This is a genomic window from Ruegeria sp. BHSB056 (assembly GCF_059613305.1).
Window position 1 is genome coordinate 60705 of sequence record NZ_JBXWSG010000003.1, and the last position, 16420, is coordinate 77124.

General features: G+C 58.6%; 16 protein-coding genes. 3 read left to right on the forward strand and 13 right to left on the reverse strand.

The annotated features are described in order from the left end of the window. Positions 1-8 precede the first annotated feature (8 nt). The 6 genes from AC2FND_RS01670 to AC2FND_RS01695 form a co-directional block, all read right to left on the reverse strand. Entirely contained in the window at positions 9-143 is a 135-nt protein-coding gene (locus tag AC2FND_RS01670; protein WP_209506609.1) for an aa3-type cytochrome c oxidase subunit IV, read from the reverse strand. 89 nt (positions 144-232) lie between these two features. After that, a complete protein-coding gene (locus tag AC2FND_RS01675; protein ID WP_496767529.1) occupies positions 233-772 on the reverse strand; it encodes a hypothetical protein in 540 nt (179 codons plus the stop codon). Further along, positions 759-2600, reverse strand: a complete 1842-nt coding sequence (locus tag AC2FND_RS01680; RefSeq protein ID WP_496767530.1) for a glycerophosphodiester phosphodiesterase — start codon at positions 2598-2600, stop codon at positions 759-761. Before AC2FND_RS01680 ends, AC2FND_RS01675 begins: the two co-directional genes overlap by 14 nt. 56 nt (positions 2601-2656) lie before the next feature. Further along, positions 2657-3109, reverse strand: coding sequence for a DUF6173 family protein (locus AC2FND_RS01685; protein WP_209598676.1), 453 nt, complete (start codon positions 3107-3109; stop codon positions 2657-2659). 4 nt (positions 3110-3113) lie between these two features. Next, positions 3114-4142, reverse strand: a complete 1029-nt coding sequence (locus AC2FND_RS01690; RefSeq protein ID WP_496767531.1) for an MBL fold metallo-hydrolase — start codon at positions 4140-4142, stop codon at positions 3114-3116. 17 nt (positions 4143-4159) lie between these two features. Beyond that, positions 4160-5863 (reverse strand): acyl-CoA dehydrogenase, encoded by a 1704-nt coding sequence (locus AC2FND_RS01695; RefSeq protein WP_496767532.1) that lies wholly within the window; start codon positions 5861-5863, stop codon positions 4160-4162. Between the two features lie 138 nt (positions 5864-6001). On the opposite strand from AC2FND_RS01695, the gene AC2FND_RS01700 reads away from it, so the two are divergent. Continuing rightward, on the forward strand, positions 6002-6952 hold the full coding sequence (locus AC2FND_RS01700) for an L-threonylcarbamoyladenylate synthase (protein WP_496767566.1): 951 nt from the start codon (positions 6002-6004) through the stop codon (positions 6950-6952). Here AC2FND_RS01700 and AC2FND_RS01705 read toward each other — a convergent pair whose 3' ends face one another. Next, positions 6953-7507 (reverse strand): YqgE/AlgH family protein, encoded by a 555-nt coding sequence (locus AC2FND_RS01705; protein ID WP_209506616.1) that lies wholly within the window; start codon positions 7505-7507, stop codon positions 6953-6955. Positions 7508-7664: 157 nt separating this feature from the next. Here AC2FND_RS01705 and AC2FND_RS01710 point away from each other — a divergent pair, with 157 nt between their 5' ends. Together AC2FND_RS01710 and AC2FND_RS01715 are read left to right on the forward strand one after the other, a co-directional pair. Then, positions 7665-8465 (forward strand): protein-disulfide reductase DsbD domain-containing protein, encoded by an 801-nt coding sequence (locus AC2FND_RS01710; protein WP_496767533.1) that lies wholly within the window; start codon positions 7665-7667, stop codon positions 8463-8465. Positions 8466-8469: 4 nt separating this feature from the next. After that, entirely contained in the window at positions 8470-8919 is a 450-nt protein-coding gene (locus AC2FND_RS01715; RefSeq protein WP_496767535.1) for an NUDIX hydrolase, read from the forward strand. Here AC2FND_RS01715 and AC2FND_RS01720 read toward each other — a convergent pair. The 6 genes from AC2FND_RS01720 to AC2FND_RS01745 form a co-directional block, all read right to left on the reverse strand. Next, positions 8886-12287 (reverse strand): efflux RND transporter permease subunit, encoded by a 3402-nt coding sequence (locus AC2FND_RS01720; RefSeq protein ID WP_496767536.1) that lies wholly within the window; start codon positions 12285-12287, stop codon positions 8886-8888. The genes AC2FND_RS01715 and AC2FND_RS01720 overlap by 34 nt on opposite strands. A gap of 5 nt (positions 12288-12292) precedes the next feature. Next, positions 12293-13741 carry an efflux RND transporter periplasmic adaptor subunit gene (locus AC2FND_RS01725; protein WP_480518373.1) on the reverse strand — a complete coding sequence of 483 codons (1449 nt, stop codon included), beginning with the start codon at positions 13739-13741 and terminating at the stop codon, positions 12293-12295. Positions 13742-13847: 106 nt separating this feature from the next. Continuing rightward, complete coding sequence (moaB, locus tag AC2FND_RS01730; protein ID WP_480518371.1) at positions 13848-14390, reverse strand: molybdenum cofactor biosynthesis protein B; 543 nt, start codon at positions 14388-14390, stop codon at positions 13848-13850. Between the two features lie 6 nt (positions 14391-14396). Then, positions 14397-15017, reverse strand: a complete 621-nt coding sequence (locus AC2FND_RS01735) for a LysE family translocator (RefSeq protein ID WP_480518370.1) — start codon at positions 15015-15017, stop codon at positions 14397-14399. Continuing rightward, entirely contained in the window at positions 15014-15613 is a 600-nt protein-coding gene (locus AC2FND_RS01740) for a metallophosphoesterase family protein (RefSeq protein ID WP_496767539.1), read from the reverse strand. The genes AC2FND_RS01735 and AC2FND_RS01740 overlap by 4 nt, the downstream gene beginning before the upstream one ends. Continuing rightward, positions 15610-16377 carry a uracil-DNA glycosylase gene (locus AC2FND_RS01745; protein ID WP_480919801.1) on the reverse strand — a complete coding sequence of 256 codons (768 nt, stop codon included), beginning with the start codon at positions 16375-16377 and terminating at the stop codon, positions 15610-15612. The genes AC2FND_RS01740 and AC2FND_RS01745 overlap by 4 nt, the downstream gene beginning before the upstream one ends. Positions 16378-16420 lie beyond the last annotated feature (43 nt).

A 16420-nucleotide genomic window follows, 5' to 3' on the forward strand; every position in this document is an offset into this window, starting at 1 on the left:
CGAGTTGCTTACGAGGCGAAAACTGCCAGGAACAGGCACAACAAGGCGATTGCAACCACACACCAGGTGGTGGCTTTGATGAAACCGTTAAAAGTTTTGGTTTGAACGTCGATGTTCATTTCGCCGTGTTTGTGTTCAGCCATGAGTCTCAGAATCCCAATTCGCGTGTTTGACTTGTTGGATAATGGAAAACAAAACGCCTGTCACCACGTCATTCGCGCGCAGGGCGCGCTTACTTGAGGACCGAGCATCCGGGATACCCAAACCCCCACCGCCAGGGCAGGCCGCTGCACGGCCCGCCACCGAAACGAACCGCCCCATACATGGCATCCGCAGTAATCGCATGAATGGAGCGGATCTGATCAGGTTCCATATCATAGCGATCAGCATATTCGTCAGCATACAGATCTCCATGCGCCGCAACACAGGCATGCAGGGCATCATCCGCCGCTAAACGCGCGTCATAGCTTTCCTCGGCCGAATCCGTTCCGCCAGCGTTGTGATATGCCCGGTCGTGGATCACGCAACAGTTTTCCCATGGCGGATGTTCTTCAAAAAGCTCGCCAACCTGTGGGAATTGCTTTGCCACCCAGCGCCAGCTTGCGGACAACCCACCCGAACACCCGTCTGTTTCGAATGGTTGCAGCTCGGCTCCGTCGCTCTGGTCCATCAAGGCGTGATGGGCAGGCATTTCGAACCGGCGCATCAAGTCCTGTGCCAAGGCAACATGCGGAAATATGAGTAACAGCAGCGACAGATTAAGGGCTTTCATCGCGCATCGCCTTGGTGTCGACCTGCAATCCGAACGCCGTGGCCAGCCACAACATCAGCCGCTCTGCCGGTCCCATTTCGGCGCGCACGCGCAGAACCTCATTGGCCATGGCCGGGCGATCGGTTATCAGGCCATCAACACCCATAGACGCCATTTTGGACATCTGCAGCGGATCGTTCACTGTCCAGACATAGATATCCTTACCGGCATCGTGGACCTTTCGGATCAGGCCCGGCGTCGCAATCCCTGCATTGACCGCGACAAACTCGCCCTCCAACCCCGACAGATCGCCAACGGCTGTGGCCGCCAATACACCCGAACGCCAGTCCGGGCGCAGTTTCTTCATCTTTTGGACGGCCGGGTATTTCAACGACATTGTGGCGACATCGTTCTGCATCTCCAGTTCTTCCACCAGATTGATCACCCGGTTTTCCAGATCGATGTCATGGCCATAGTATTTCAGTTCGATAAGAACCCTGGACTTGCCTTTGGCCGCCTCCAGCACATCACGCAGAGTTGGCGTGCGTTCCGAGGCGTATTCCGGGTCAAACCAGCTGCCGATGTCGATATCGGCCACATCCGCCATCGTTGCATCCCAGACCTTCAGGTTAACACCCGCCAGTTTCATGAAATCACTGTCATGGGCCACGATGACCACATCATCCGCAGATTCCTGAACATCGATTTCAACCCAATCCGCTCCGTCCTCGATGGCTTTCAGAACCGAGGCCATCGTGTTTTCCGGCCGCAAGGCCGCAGCACCCCGGTGGCCAATGACCTCGGCATGATCCGGGGCCTGCACACGTTCCAGCAGACTTTGACCTGACCAAAGGCCAATACCCAACGCGGCAAGGGATGCGCCCACTGTCACAAATACAGGCGCCCGAATTTTCTGGGGCTCTGGGTGAGCGATCTTTTTTCCGTCTGTATCGAAAAACCCGTCCAGCAAGACGGCCAGCGCGCCCAGCGCCGTTGCTGCCAAAACCAGCCCCGCCAATGACCACAGCCCAGCGACGACAAAACTGAAGGTCAGGGCCAGCTTGAGGTTGCCGCCGTCCTGTACGGGTACGAGAGTAAACAAAAGGCTGGCCACTGCGGCAATCAAAGCGGCGACGACAAGGCGCATTCCCAGCCAAAGGGCAAGTTCGATCTTCAGCCGCCCGCGCTTGCCTTCCATTTTCTGCGCACTTTGGGCAAACGCCAATCGGGGCGCTGTTCGTTCGAAAAGGACCAAATGCAGGGCCAGCGCCCAGGCGGACAGGCGGCGGATCAAAAGCCACGCCAGTACAAGAACAACCACTCCGATCAGAAGAACCGCCACCTTGAAGGCGGGGGGGCGGAAGGTCAGGTAATAGTTGATGTCGTATTCAGTCAGCGTCCACCAAGCGATCAAGCCAGCGACAGCCACGAATGGCAGGGCAAGCAACAGGACACGCAGGATGAAACGCACGGCAAATCCGAACAACGCAGGGAAACGGGACAGGATCAATGCGAGCGCCGCACTGCCAGCACGCCAGGGATCTTGTTCGCCCATACGCAGCGACCCGGCCATAACCGAGAACACAAAGACCTCGGCCAGTAGAAACAGGCTCAAAACTACAACTGACGAGATAAATCCGACCGGAGACAGCAGGAACATGGCAATGTCCTGATCGGTCAAGGCCGTTTGGTCAGACAGGGAAACTGCCAGATTGACCGCCAGCGCCACCCCTGGCGCGATCAGCGCCACAAGCAGCAATCGCACAGCGAAATAGATTGGCACAAAAACCCGACGCCGGGCCCAAGCCCCCGCGTAGGCATGTGTTACGGCATGGAAATATCTGCTCACGCGGTCGCCTCCGAACTGATACAGTCATTCAAAGGCGCGCAAACGTGAATTGCAAGTCAGCTGTCTTTCAGGTCCGCAGCCAGGCGGAACCCGATGCGGTTGGCTGGCTTGTCCTCAACCGATTTGGGAAGCGCACGCAACATCACGTTCAACTGGCTGACATGTTGCACCAGTTGCGTGCGGGCTCCGGTCCCATCTGACCCGTAAAAGGTTATCATGTCAGGGTCGAAATAACCCATCCCCTCGATCCGCATCACGCCCGCGTCGCCACCGGTGAACCCCATGGCGACCTCATGATCACCGTCCAGCGTCTGTTCGAAATTCTGGATATACAGGATTAACCGCTCGTAGGCCCATTGTGCAGGGCTTTTGCTGGCCACCGGTTTCTTCAACGTCTCGGGCAGTTTTTTGCTTCCGGATTCGGCTTTTGGATCGGCGTGCACCTCGTAACACCTTGGCAACGCTGCAGCTTCTGCGGCCTCGGCCGAGGTTTCGATCTGGTCCTGCATTCGTCTACCCTTTGCGCTGATATAACCATGCCCCATCCGCGCGTTGCGTCCGGGTTACTGCACCAATGTGGTAGAGGTGATTTACATGTGCAACCGCCTCAACCAGCGCAAGGCCATACTCACCCTCGCGAATTGTGCGTTTGAACAACGGCATAAAGCAGTCAGCAGCAGATTTGGGCTGATCCAGATGATCCAGCAGCCGTTCCAGCGCGCCATGGTGGTTATCAATCAGCTGCTTCATACGCAACGGCAGACCCGTGAAGGGCAGTTTGTGCCCGCCCAAAACCAGATGATCGGGACGGGCGAGCGCCTGAAGCCTCTCGCAGGCCTCCATCCATCCTGAAACAGGATCGGCCATGGGTTCGGTCGCATAGACACCCAGATTGGGGCTGATCGAGCTTAGGATCTGATCGCCGCTGAGCACCAGATTGTCATCGCGGCTCCAGAAGGTGGCGTGTTCCGGTGCATGGCCATTGCCCAAATGAACGTCCCAGTCGCGTCCACCCATACGGATCACGTCACCCTGCTTGATCCCGGTAAAACCCAGCGGCATGGGATAGACCGTGTCGGCAAAATTAAAGGGCCGGTCCGCCATCCGTTTGTTCAAAACTTCGGATGCCATGCCCGCGCTGCGATAAAAATCCAGCGTTTCTTGCGGCCAGGTTTCCTGCACATCCAGCGTCAGCATCCGCGCAAACAGCCACGAGGTGCGGCTTGTCACCAGCTCGGCGCCGTGTTCCGTCTGAAACCATCCGGCATTGCCAACATGATCGGGATGATGGTGAGTCACCACCACCCGTCTGATCGGCTTGCCTTTAAGTGGCCCGGCCATCAACGCTTCCCAGATGCGCCGCGTCTTGTTCGAGGACAGCCCTGTATCGATCACGGTCCAGCTGTCGCCATCGTCCAGCGCATAGATATTTACATGATCCAGCGCCATAGGCAGGGGCAGGCGCATCCAGAGAACACCTTGGGCAATCTCGGTGGCTTCGCCCTGCACGGGCGGTTCAGCCCACGGATATCTGATCCCCAAGACGTGATCCCCATCCATCAGGCTTCGAACTCGTCCGTGCTCAGCGCGAAAAGGTTGTCCGCCCCGTTCTGCGCCCGCGCCAAAAGGCCCGTATGTTCTGGCAACAGGGCGTTGATGTAATATTGCGCCAGTTTCACCCGCGGCCCATCCGGATCGGCAAGGGCTGCGGTCAGGTGATAGTGCCCGCCCAGCACCCGGGCAAAAGCCTGCAGATAAGCAACTGCGCCTGCAAAACGGTTATTCAAATCGTCCTGTGCCACCAGCCATTCTGTCGCCTCGCGCAGCGTTTCGGTGGCTTCCCATACTGGCCCCGCCAGATCGGGCAGCGTTGCACGGGCGCGTTCGGCCTGATCTTCGATCTCATCCAGCAGGTTCGAAGCAGCCTCGCCCCCGTCCATCATCTTCCGCGCCACAAGGTCCATCGCCTGAATGCCGTTGGTGCCCTCGTAGATCGCGGTGACACGCGCATCGCGATAGAACTGTGCCGCTCCGGTTTCCTCAATATATCCCATGCCACCATGCACCTGGACCCCGGTTTCAGCCACACGCATCCCAGTCTGAGTACCAAACGCCTTGCTGATCGGCGTCAACAGCGCGGCCCGCGCAGCCCAATCGGCGTCACCAGTGGCCTCTGCCATATCAATTGCAACCGCATTGGCCAACAGGATCGCGCGCGCGGCATAAACATCAGCACGCATATCCAAAAGCATACGGCGCACATCCGCATGGTCGATAATCGTCCCGGACGGCGTTTTGCCTTGTTTCCGTTCCAGCGCATAGGCCAACGCGTGCTGATATGCACCTTCGGCCACACCCACGCCCTGTCCGCCCACACCCAGACGCGCATTGTTCATCATGGTAAACATGGCCGCCATACCGCCATGTTCGGCGCCCACCAGCCAGCCTTTGGCTTTGTCATATTGCATCACGCAGGTGGGCGACCCGTGCAAACCCATCTTGTGTTCCAGCGAAACCACTTTCAGATCGTTGGCCGCGCCCGGATCACCATTTTCATCAGGCAGGAATTTGGGGACAAGGAATAACGAGATTCCTTTGGTGCCGGGCACCCCATCTGGAAGGCGGGCCAGTACCAGATGGCAGACATTCTCGGTGAAATCGGTATCGCCCCACGAGATGAAGATCTTTTGACCGGTGATCGAATATGTCCCGTCACCGTTCGGCTCAGCCTTCGCAGACAACGCGCCGACATCCGACCCGGCCTGAGCTTCGGTCAGGTTCATGGTGCCCGACCATTCCCCCGTCATCATCTTAGGCAGATACAGCGCTTTCAATTCGTCGCTGGCGTGATGGTCCAACGCCTCGATCTGGCCCTGAGACATAAGCGGCGCAAGTTGCAGCGACAGGCAAGCGGCACTCATCATCTCGTTGACCGCCGTGGTGATGGTCATAGGCAACCCCATCCCCCCGTATTCAGGATTACCACTGATCCCGATCCAGCCACCTTCAGCAATAGCCTTCCAGCCATCTGCATATCCCGGAGAAGTTCGCAGCACGCCATTTTCAAGTCGTGCAGGTTCCAGATCACCGGGGCGCTGCAAAGGGGCCATCACCTCTTCGCACATTTTCCCAGCTTCGGTCAGGATCGCATTGACCACATCCCCGCTGGCATCAGCAAATTTATCCGTCGCAGCGACCTGGTCGAACCCGACCACATGGTCCAGCAGGAACTGGTAATCTGAAATTGGGGTGCGGTAGGGCATGATCACTCTCGAAGGCTAACAATTCAGAACATATCGGCAGGCTTGGAATTGTGGGCAAGCGCCGGTAAGCGTATGAGCTTGGATCAATTACCTACTGTCCCCTATGTTTCAAGCAACCAAAACGCGGCGTCACCAGATATGATCTCAACCGGCACTCAGGAATTGACGGCGGATCCCGGCGGCATCGCGCGGGCTGCAGATATGTTGCGGCAGGGCCTTCTGGTCGCTTTCCCGACCGAGACGGTCTACGGTCTGGGCGGCGATGCGCGCAACGGGCAGGCGGTGGCGTCGATCTACGAGGCCAAGGGGCGGCCCAGCTTCAATCCGCTGATCGCACATGTCGCATCGGTCGCCGCGGCGCAACGGTATGTGCAATGGTCAGATCAGGCCGAGCATCTGGCACAGGCCTTTTGGCCCGGTCCGCTTACCTTGGTTTTGCCCTTGCGCGAAGGGCACGGGATTTCATCGCTGGTGACCGCAGGTTTGGATACGCTGGCCGTCCGCGTTCCGGCACATCCGACAGCGCGCGCGCTGCTGGCCGAATTTGATGGCCCGGTTGCGGCGCCTTCGGCAAACCCGTCGGGTCAGATCAGTCCAACCACGGCAAGTCATGTCTGGTCGGGTCTTGGCGGCAAGATTGCGGCTGTTCTGGATGACGGGCCGTGCGATGTCGGGCTTGAATCCACCATCATCGGCCTGGCCGGGGAACCTGCACTTTTGCGTCCAGGTGGCATCGCGCTGGAGCAGGTCGAAGAGACGCTGAAAACGCGATTGCATTTGCATCAATCCGGTGATCTTCTGACCGCCCCCGGCCAGTTGCAATCACACTATGCGCCGGACGCCCCGGTCCGTTTGAATGCCGAAATCCGTCAGGGTGACGAGGTGTTGCTGGGATTTGGACAGGTTGAGTGCGACCTGAACTTGTCCGTCACTGGCAACCTGACCGAAGCAGCGGCAAATCTGTTTGCGTTTCTGCATCAGCTGAACGAAACCGGGCGACCGATTGCCGTTTCTCCGATCCCGGGCACGGGATTGGGGGAGGCAATCAATGACCGGCTGCGGCGTGCTGCTGCACCCCGCGACAGCTGATCAGGCGCGCCCCGCGCTGGCAGAAAGGGTCAGCGGGTCCACGCCCAAAGTAGCCAACGCTGCCTCCCATTTCGCATCATCGGGCACATCGAAAACAAGTTTCGACGTTGCCTCGGTGGTTAGCCAGCCGTTCATGGCAATTTCATCCTCAAGCTGACCGGGACCCCAGCCAGAATAACCCAGCGCCAGCATCGAGTTCAGCGGCCCGCTGCCTGACGCCAAATCCTCGAGCACATCAAGTGTCGCCGTCATGCTGAAGTCCTCGGAAATCTGCATTGAATGCAGGTTGGCCTCATAATCGGCGCTGTGAAGAACAAAGCCGCGCGACATCTCGACCGGCCCACCAAAATGCACAAGGCGCTCTCCGACAATCGGAATACGGCAGGCGATGTTCAGCTGACCCAGTAAGGTCTTAATCCGCAGGTCCGAGGGCTTGTTCACAATCAAACCCATCGCACCATCGTCGCCGTGGCTGCACACATACACAACCGAATGGTCGAATCGCGGATCCCCCATACCGGGCATCGCAATCAACAGTTTTCCGGTCAGGTCCATGGGCCGCCATCTCTTTCTCAGAACACCTCAACAATGGCCCCGCAGCATGTCCATTGGCAAGAGAACAACAGGTATTTTGGCGGAATTCATCCCAGTGAACAGAACGTGACTTGGAATCCGGGCCAACGCCACGCATTTAAGAAGGATGAAGATGTCGATGAAACACACTGCCGTCGCCGCAATCGCTTGCCTGCAACTGTCCGTCCCGGTTGCCGCACAGGGTCTGGATGGTGTGGTTCGGCTGGATATTCTGGATGGCGGACGGACTGCAAACGGCACTTATCTTACCGCCTTGAAGCTGACGCTTGAGGATGGTTGGAAAACCTACTGGCGCGCGCCAGGAGATGCTGGCATCCCGCCGGAAATCAACTGGAAACGCTCAAGCAATGTCGGGCGTGTTGAAATCACATGGCCTGCCCCCGATGTCTTCGATCAGAACGGGTTGCAGTCGATCGGTTACAAGAACCAACTGGTCCTTCCGATTGAGATTACGCCGCGCAACCCTGCCAAGCCGGTCCGATTGCAGGGCGAAATGGATCTGGGCGTTTGCAAAGACGTTTGTATTCCGGAACGTCTGGGCTTTGACCACACGCTCGACGCCAAAGCCGGGCGCCATCCCGCGATTGCCGCCGCACTGGCGCAACGCCCCTATTCCGCAGCCGAAGCTCGTGTGTCCAGTGCCACGTGTCGTCTGACGCCAACGAAGGACGGTATGCGTATCGAAGCACGGGTGACCATGCCATCGGCAGGTGGTCATGAAGTGGCTGTGATCGAACCCGGCAACCCCTCCCTCTGGGCTTCGCAGCCGGTTGCGCAACGGCAGGGCGATACGTTGGTGGCCGAGGCCGAGATTATCAATGCATCGGGCACACCCTTTGCGCTGGATCGGTCTGAGATCCGGATTACGGTTCTGGGCGCCAATCACGCAGTAGATATTCAGGGCTGCAGCGCAGGCTGAATTCATGACCCAATCACCAAAAATCGGTGCCCTGGCCGTTGTTCTGCATCAGGATCAGGTTCTTCTGGTTCAGCGCAGCAAGCAGCCCGACGCAGGGCTGTGGGGGTTTCCCGGTGGCCATGTCGAATGGGGTGAAACCGTGTTGGAAGCGGCGCAACGCGAATTGTTGGAAGAAACCTCGGTGATCGCGCAGCCATCACATTATCTGAACAATCTGGACCTTCTGCGCCGAGCCCCAGATGGGGTGGTCGTGTCCCATTACCTGCTGGTCGGGGTCGCATGTCAGTATCGCTCGGGCACGCCGAGGGCCGGTGACGACGCAATGGATGCCCGGTGGTTTCCCGTCGATCAGATACGCCAGGGCAACCTGCCCATGAGCGCGCGCGTCATAGAGCTAATGGAATATGCCTTGCGTGCGGTTCAAGCACCTGCCGATTTCGTGAGGCGACCATAGAGCATGCCTGAGGCAACAATGCTCAGAATCACAATCGGCACAGCGCCGGCAACAAACGCGCCCAGCCCCATTTTCAATGCGGCAATGCCATCCTCACCGGGATAAAGGCTTTGTAGCATGGCAAGCGGTGCACCGTTGACGGCGGGCCAGATCATCGTCAAGGCAAACCAGATCCCAAGCGTCACACCGGTTCCGGCCAACGCGCCACGAACAACCTTGTCAGGGGCCCGTGCAGCACGGCGCATGGCTGTCATCGGACGTGCCACGTCATTGAGAGTTCCCAGCAAGGCGGGCACAAGCACCAACACCAGCAACATTCCGAAACCAAGCCCGTAGACCAGTGTGATTACTGTCGGTTTCAGGAACTGCGCCTGTTGAGAGCCTTCGTATAGTAAGGGCGCTAGCCCAAGAACCGTCGTCAGCGTGGTCAGCATGACAGGTCGCAACCTGTCCGCCGTGCCATCCAGAATCGACGGAATCAACCCGCGATCCTGCTGGTATGCGTCGATCGTGGTCACCAAAACGATCGAGTCGTTGATAATGATCCCTGTCATGCCCAGCAGCCCGACAACCGTGAACATGCTCAGTGGCACCTCCCAGATGTAATGGCCCCAAATCGCCCCGACTAGGCCAAAGGGAATAATCGCCATGACCACAAGGGGTCGTGTCCAGCTGGCAAAAACCCAGGCCAGTACAAGGTAAATACCGGTCAGGCACAGGATCAGACCGTTGCGGGCCTCGGACAGGAACTCGTTTTCCTGTTCGCTCAGACCCGACATGCGCCACTCAACCTGCCTTTCGGCTGCGATATTGGGCAGGATCTCGTCCTGCATCGCGCGTTCAATTTCGGCGGCCCGTGCCGGATCGTCTTCCGAAATGTCACCTGTTACCGAAACCACCCTCAGGCCGTTTTCACGCCGAACCGTCGAAAACCCGGACTTGCGCGCGACCGAAACGATATCAGCCAAAGGTACGTAGACCCCATCAGGAGAACGCATCAGAGTTCGTTCCAGAAAATCTGCCGTCAGTTCACCTTCGGGCAGTTCGACACGGATCTCGGCACTGCGCGGCCCGTCGGGGAAGGTTGCGGCCTCAATCCCGTTCAAACGGTTGCGCAAAGCCCGCCCCAGCGTTTCGATCCGAAAACCCAGCGCCTGACCCTGCGCTGTCAGGTCCAGAAGAAACTCTTCCTTGTCATATGCCAGAGTGTCTTCGAGCGCCGAGACTTCAGGAAACTTCGACAGCGCGGTTTGCAGATCTTCTGATGCGGCTTTCAGGACATTTACGTCCGAGCCATAGAACTGCACGTCGATGGCGTCGCCACCGGGGCCGGACCGCCAACCGCGGAAGCTGATCACCTCGACCTTGGGGTGGCGCGGTACGAAATCCTGTAGCTCGCCCACAAACTCAAAACTCGAATATGGGCGCAGATCGGCGTCGATCAGTTCAATCGAAATGCCCCCCAGCACACTGCCGTCCTTGCCGTCAGCCGCAGCAAGAGCACGCCCGGCATTGCCACCAACCTCGGCCAGGACGTAGTCAATTGGATTTCGGCCATGACGCTCTTCGTAGATTCGGCCCAGCTCGTTGGTCGCATCCTGTAGAATGCGCATCATTTCAAGCGTATCTGACCGGGTCGACCCTTCGCGCATGATAAACCCGCCGCTGACTGAGCTGCGTTCAGGTGCGTTGAAGAACCGCCAGTTCACGTCGCCGCGAATGAACAATGCAACCTGACTGGCCAGAATAGCAATCATCAACGCGGCGACCACATAACGCGCCCAGATCACCCAAGCGATCAACGGGCGGAACAAGTGATCCCGGACCCAACGAAAGCCACGATTGACGACACGGTTCGGCAGATCGTACCAGTGTTCCTTGGCCGAATGCGCAATTGCGTGCGCCATGTGATTGGGCAGGATCAGGAAGCATTCCACCAGCGACGCAACCAGAACTGCGATCACCGTGAAGGGGATATCGCGGATCAGCTCTCCGAAACGTCCTCCAACCAACGTCAGGCCGAAAAACGCAATCACGGTCGTTACTGTGGCGGCCAGAACCGGCATTGCCATTCGACGGGCGGCACGCTCAGCGGCTTCCACAGGTGTCTCACCCAATCGGCGGGCGCGATAATCGGCGTGCTCTCCCACGACAATCGCATCATCTACGACGATCCCCAAGGTGATGATCAAACCGAACAGGGAAACCATATTCACCGACAAACCGCCCAGATACATCAGTGCAATCGCCGCCGACATCGCCACCGGAATGCCCGCAGCAACCCAAAACGCAATGCGCGCATTCAGAAACAGGAACAACAGGATGACAACCAGCCCCAACCCCATCAGCCCGTTATCCACGAGGATATTCAGCCGGTCGGTAATTGCTTGCGCCCGGGTACGGATCAGATCAATTCTCACACCTTCAGGCAGGCTGGCCTGCATCTCGCGGGCTACATCCTCGACCGTGTGCTGAATACCTATCGCATCTCCCAAGTTCGACCGGTCCACTCTGATGGACATGGCGGGATTGTCGCCCACGTAATAGCTGCGGTGCCGGGTGACGTCTTCGATCCGAATTGTTGCTATGTCACCAACCTTCAGCTTCGACCCATCTTCGTTCACCCGCAGCGCGATGCCTTCGATCTGTTCGGGTGTACGTTTCTCAGTTCCTGCCCGGATACGAGCCCCGGCGCCTTCCACATCGCCCGCAGGATCCGTGGTGACTTCGGCCCCGATCGCCGCCGCGATTTCCGCCATTGAGATATCATTGGCAATCAATTGCGCTGTGGTGACTTCGACAACGATGCGCGGTGCGGCAATACCCCGGATCGTTGTGCGGGTCACACCCGATGCGAACAAACGATTGACAAGCTCATCCGTCAGTTTCGCCAGCTGAGCAGTATCGGTCGGCCCCGTGATCACCACATCCGTCACCCGATCACGCCACGCACCACGTTGAATCTTGGGCTCCTCAGCGTCTTCCGGCAGATCTGTGACAGCGTCTACGGCGGTCCTAACATCCTCGACAGCGCGGGACACATCCCAGTTGGGTTCGAATTCCAGCCTGATCCGGGTCCATTCATGATGCGAAGAAGCCTCGGTGCTGATCACCCCTTCGACGGCCAGCAGCGCCGGTTCCAGCAACTGCACGATCCCGGCGTCCATGTCCTCGGGCCCGGCACCATCCCAGGTTACGGATACATCGACGCGTTCCAGAATAACGTCCGGAAAGAACTGTGCCCGCATGTTCGGGATTGCCGCCGCGCCAAGAACCAGCATGACAAGCAACAGCAGGTTGGCAACTGTCCGATGCCGCGTGAAATAACTGAGAATGCCGCCCGCCGCGCCAGGTATCTCGCGCATCATGGCGTTTATCCCCCAGCCCTGGTTTCAATACTGCGCACTAAAGACGTCGGAACACGAGCTTCGCGCAGCCGGGTTAGAACCTGCGTCTTTTCCTTCGGAGGCATCGCACTGTTCGCTTCGACCTGAGCTACAAGTTCGGCTCGTTTCTCGTCCGTCAGCTCGACCATTCCGGGGTCTGCACCCGCCTCAAACCGCAGGGGCCGCACCCGCACGCCTGACCCAAGCAGGGGGGTCCGACCGATGACGACCTCTCGCCCTTCCAATCCGTCGCCCCGCAAAAGAACTTCGTCCCCCTGGCGGCGGATCAGCTGAACCGGCAAGCTTTCCAATCGATCGTCAGGTCCAAGCACAAGAACTGTTCCAGATGCATCAAGGACCGAGGACGGCAACCGGTAAACTCCGGCAAGAGGTTGCTCCTGAACAGAGACCGTAACGAAATCCCCGGGTTTGAACCCAGATGCCTCTTGCAAGCGGGCATAGATCAACCGCCCGGTCTGGCCTTCACCGGCAGACCCGCTGTCGCGGCTAATCTGGCCAATCGCAGTCAGATCGGTCCCTGTGACTTCAAGAGATATGGTGACCGGCGCGTTGATCAGACGATCACCGCCATCCAGAAGCCGCACATATTGCGCGGTTGACACCCGAAATGCCACCTCAAGGTCGTTGGGATCAACCAGTTCAGCCAGCTTTTCATTTGCCGATACCAGCCGCCCTTCCACAAGTGTCACATCCGTTAAAGTACCGCCAAAGCCTGCCCGGATTGTCATGTCGCCCAGATCACGTTCCGCAGCTTCCAGTGCTATCATGGCGCGGGCCAACAGGGTTGATGCCTGATCCACACGGGATTCAGCCTGTGCCAGCGCAATACGCCGCGCCAGTACGGCCTGTTGCGCCGCTGCGGCAGCCAGTTCGGCCTCTTCCACGCTAGCGGCGGCCCCCACGCCCCGAGATTCCAGATCGCGTTGACGTTGCAACGCCCTTTCCCGCAGTTCCGCCTGAGCCTCAGCCGATTTCAGCTCGTCCTGCGCCAGCAGCAACGAGCGTTCTGCATCGCGCTCTTCAAACTGAGCGTCCAAGAGGTCGGACTTGGCCCGATCCAGTGCGGATTGCGCATCTGCCGGATCCAGTTCAACCAGCACTTCGCCAGCCTCGACAATTCCACCATCTTCAAAGTCTTCCGCCAGCGCGACAACGCGACCGCCAAGCGCCGCGCGCAACTCCAGCCTGCGGCGGCTTTGAACCTCTCCGAAAGCTTCAAGATATGGGGTGACGGTTTCCGCCTCGGCAGGCCGAACCGAAACAGCAAAGATCCTTTCTCGAGCGGGAGGTGTCGCGTTATCGTGCGTCAAAGCCTCCTGAACGGCCCCAACGATCATCTGCACGGCAACAAACAACAAAGCCAGCGCCAGAAACGCCAGAAAAATACCGACAAGACTATGTCGTAGAAATCGCATCGATCAGTTACCCCGGTTGCACCACGCTGCCGTCCACAACATGTAGCTGGATCAGGAAATATGCCAAGCCACAAGGCGGTTATACGGAATGGAACGTATGACCAGTCTACTTCCGTCGCAGATGTTCGTCCAATCTGGGCATTATTTCCACAAAATTGCACGGGCGATGGCGATAATCGAACTGTTTTTCCAAAATACCGTCCCACGCATCCTTGCAGGCCCCCGGGCTGCCGGGCAAGGCGAACAGATATGTTCCCCCGGCAACACCCCCTGTCGCCCGCGATTGCACCGCGGAAGTTCCGATCTTCTCCATCGAGATGATCGTGAAGACGGTGCCAAAGGCTTCGATCTCTTTTTCATAGACATCGCGATGCGCCTCGACGGTGACATCGCGCCCGGTCAGACCCGTACCGCCGGTCGAAATCACGACGTCGATCTGTTCATCCGCCACCCACGCGCGCAACTGATCTGCGATCTGTTTGCGCTCGTCCCGAATTATTCTCCGATCCGCGACAACATGGCCCGCCTTTTCGATCCGGTCCGCCAATATCTGACCCGAGCGGTCCTCTTCCAGCGATCTGGTATCCGAGACAGTCAGTACGGCGATCTTAACCGGGATGAACTCCATGGTTTCGTCAATGCGCGACATGTGGTGTCAGGCCCTTTCCAGGATGGCAAGCCGGACCGCAAGGGCCGAAAAAATGCCCCCTGCAATCCAGCCCAGAATACGTGAAGCGCGCGGATTCGAGACCAGATGGCGCCCCGCGCTTCCGGCGAAAACACCAACCAGCCCGTTCACGACGAACCCACCGATGCCGATGATTGTGCCAAAGATCAAAAACTGCACCAGGACCGATCCCCGCGACGGGTCTACAAACTGCGGGATAAAGGCAAGAACGAACAGAATAACCTTGGGGTTCGTCAGATTGACAAGCATCCCGTCCCGAAAAGACAACCGGGTCGGTTTGACGGGTGCCTCGGCTGACACTGCGCCATTTCGAACGGCACCCCAGGCCAAGTACAGCAGGTATGCAACACCAACCCAGCGAATGACATCAAACAGCCATGGCAAGGTCGCAACCGCCGCGCCAAGGCCCAGCCCAGCCAGAAGGACCTGTATCATTCCACCCGCGGATATCCCGGCACTTGCGGCAATTGCGGCGCGCGGACCTGATCGCAGGCCCTGACCGAAACAGAACATCATATCCGCGCCCGGTGTCAGGTTCAGCGCCAGCGCGGCGGGAATGAAGGCAAGCAGCGTTACCAACTCAATCATAAGGCGACCTCGAACCAGTTTACCTTGGGACCAAGGTTGGCGATCCGGGTGCGGCCGATCGAGCCGCGATATCCCCAGCTGTCGTGAATATGGCCGCAAAACGTGAAACGGGGCTGTATCCGCTCGATCGCGTTCCGGACAGCGACCGAACCAACAGCCATGCCTTGCGAGGTCACATCCCCATGACCCTTGGGCGGCGAGTGCGAAATCAGGATGTCTGCTCCGCCGCAGCGCGCCAGCAGTTCGGCGGCCTCACCTTCGGTAAGATCGCAGGACCAATCACCAAACGGTGTGGGTGGAACACCGTAGCCAAGCCCGAACAGGCGCAATCCATCCACCGTCATTCCCGTTCCATGCAGAACATGCACACCCTCGGGCACAGCTTTGCCCAGATCCTCTGCGCTTTCGGCATTCCCGGGTATCAGGACCAGCGGTGCTGAAACGCCCGAAAGCATTTGCATCGCCTCATCCAGACCCTGCCGCATGTTGCAATAGTCCCCTGCGCCGATGACCAAGTCGGCATCAGCGCTGGCGGCTACCAGATCAGCGGCGCGGTTTCGCGCCATATGAAGATCGGAAAACGCCAAGACCTTCATGACTCACCTCGCAGCCGGGCTTTCAACTCCAGCAGATCAGCCCAAGCCTGCCGCTTCATTTGCGGCTGGCGCAGCAAATAAGCTGGATGAAACATCGGGATCACAGGCAGGTCCATCGCCTGATCCCACTGGCCGCGCAATCGGGTAATCCCGCGTTTCCCCAGAACAGCCTGACAGCTGATATTGCCCATTACCACCAGAACCTCGGGCCGGGCCAGCGCCACGTGACGTTCCAGAAAGGGCTTCATCATCCCTATTTCTTCGGGCTTTGGGTCACGGTTCTGTGGGGGCCGCCACGGCAGCACATTTGTGATATAGACGTTCTGCCTGCGATCCAGATCAATCGCGGCCAACATGCGATCCAGCAACTGGCCCGCGCGCCCGACAAAGGGCTTGCCCTCGCGGTCTTCGTCGCGGCCCGGAGCCTCACCAATGATCATCACCCGCGCACCGGGCGTTCCATCAGCAAAAACCAACTGCCGCGCACCGCGCTTCAGCTCGCAGTGATCAAAAGCTTCCATCGCATCGCGCAGCTGATCCAGTGACCCCGCCCCCTTGGCCGCTGCTTGCGCAACCGTTACCGGGTCGGCCTGTCCGGGCTTTGACGGGATGGCTGCCGCAACCTCTGCCTTCTTGGGCTTTGGTGACGTGTCCGGCACCGAATATCGATCAACCGGAGCGTCCCCGATTGCCTCGGTCACGCCCAGTTCGACCTGCCATTCCAGCAAGGCCCGTGCAGAGTAATAGTCCAAGCCCGATTCCATATGGATAATTTACCCGCCTGAGGGCTGATGGAAAGCGAATTGG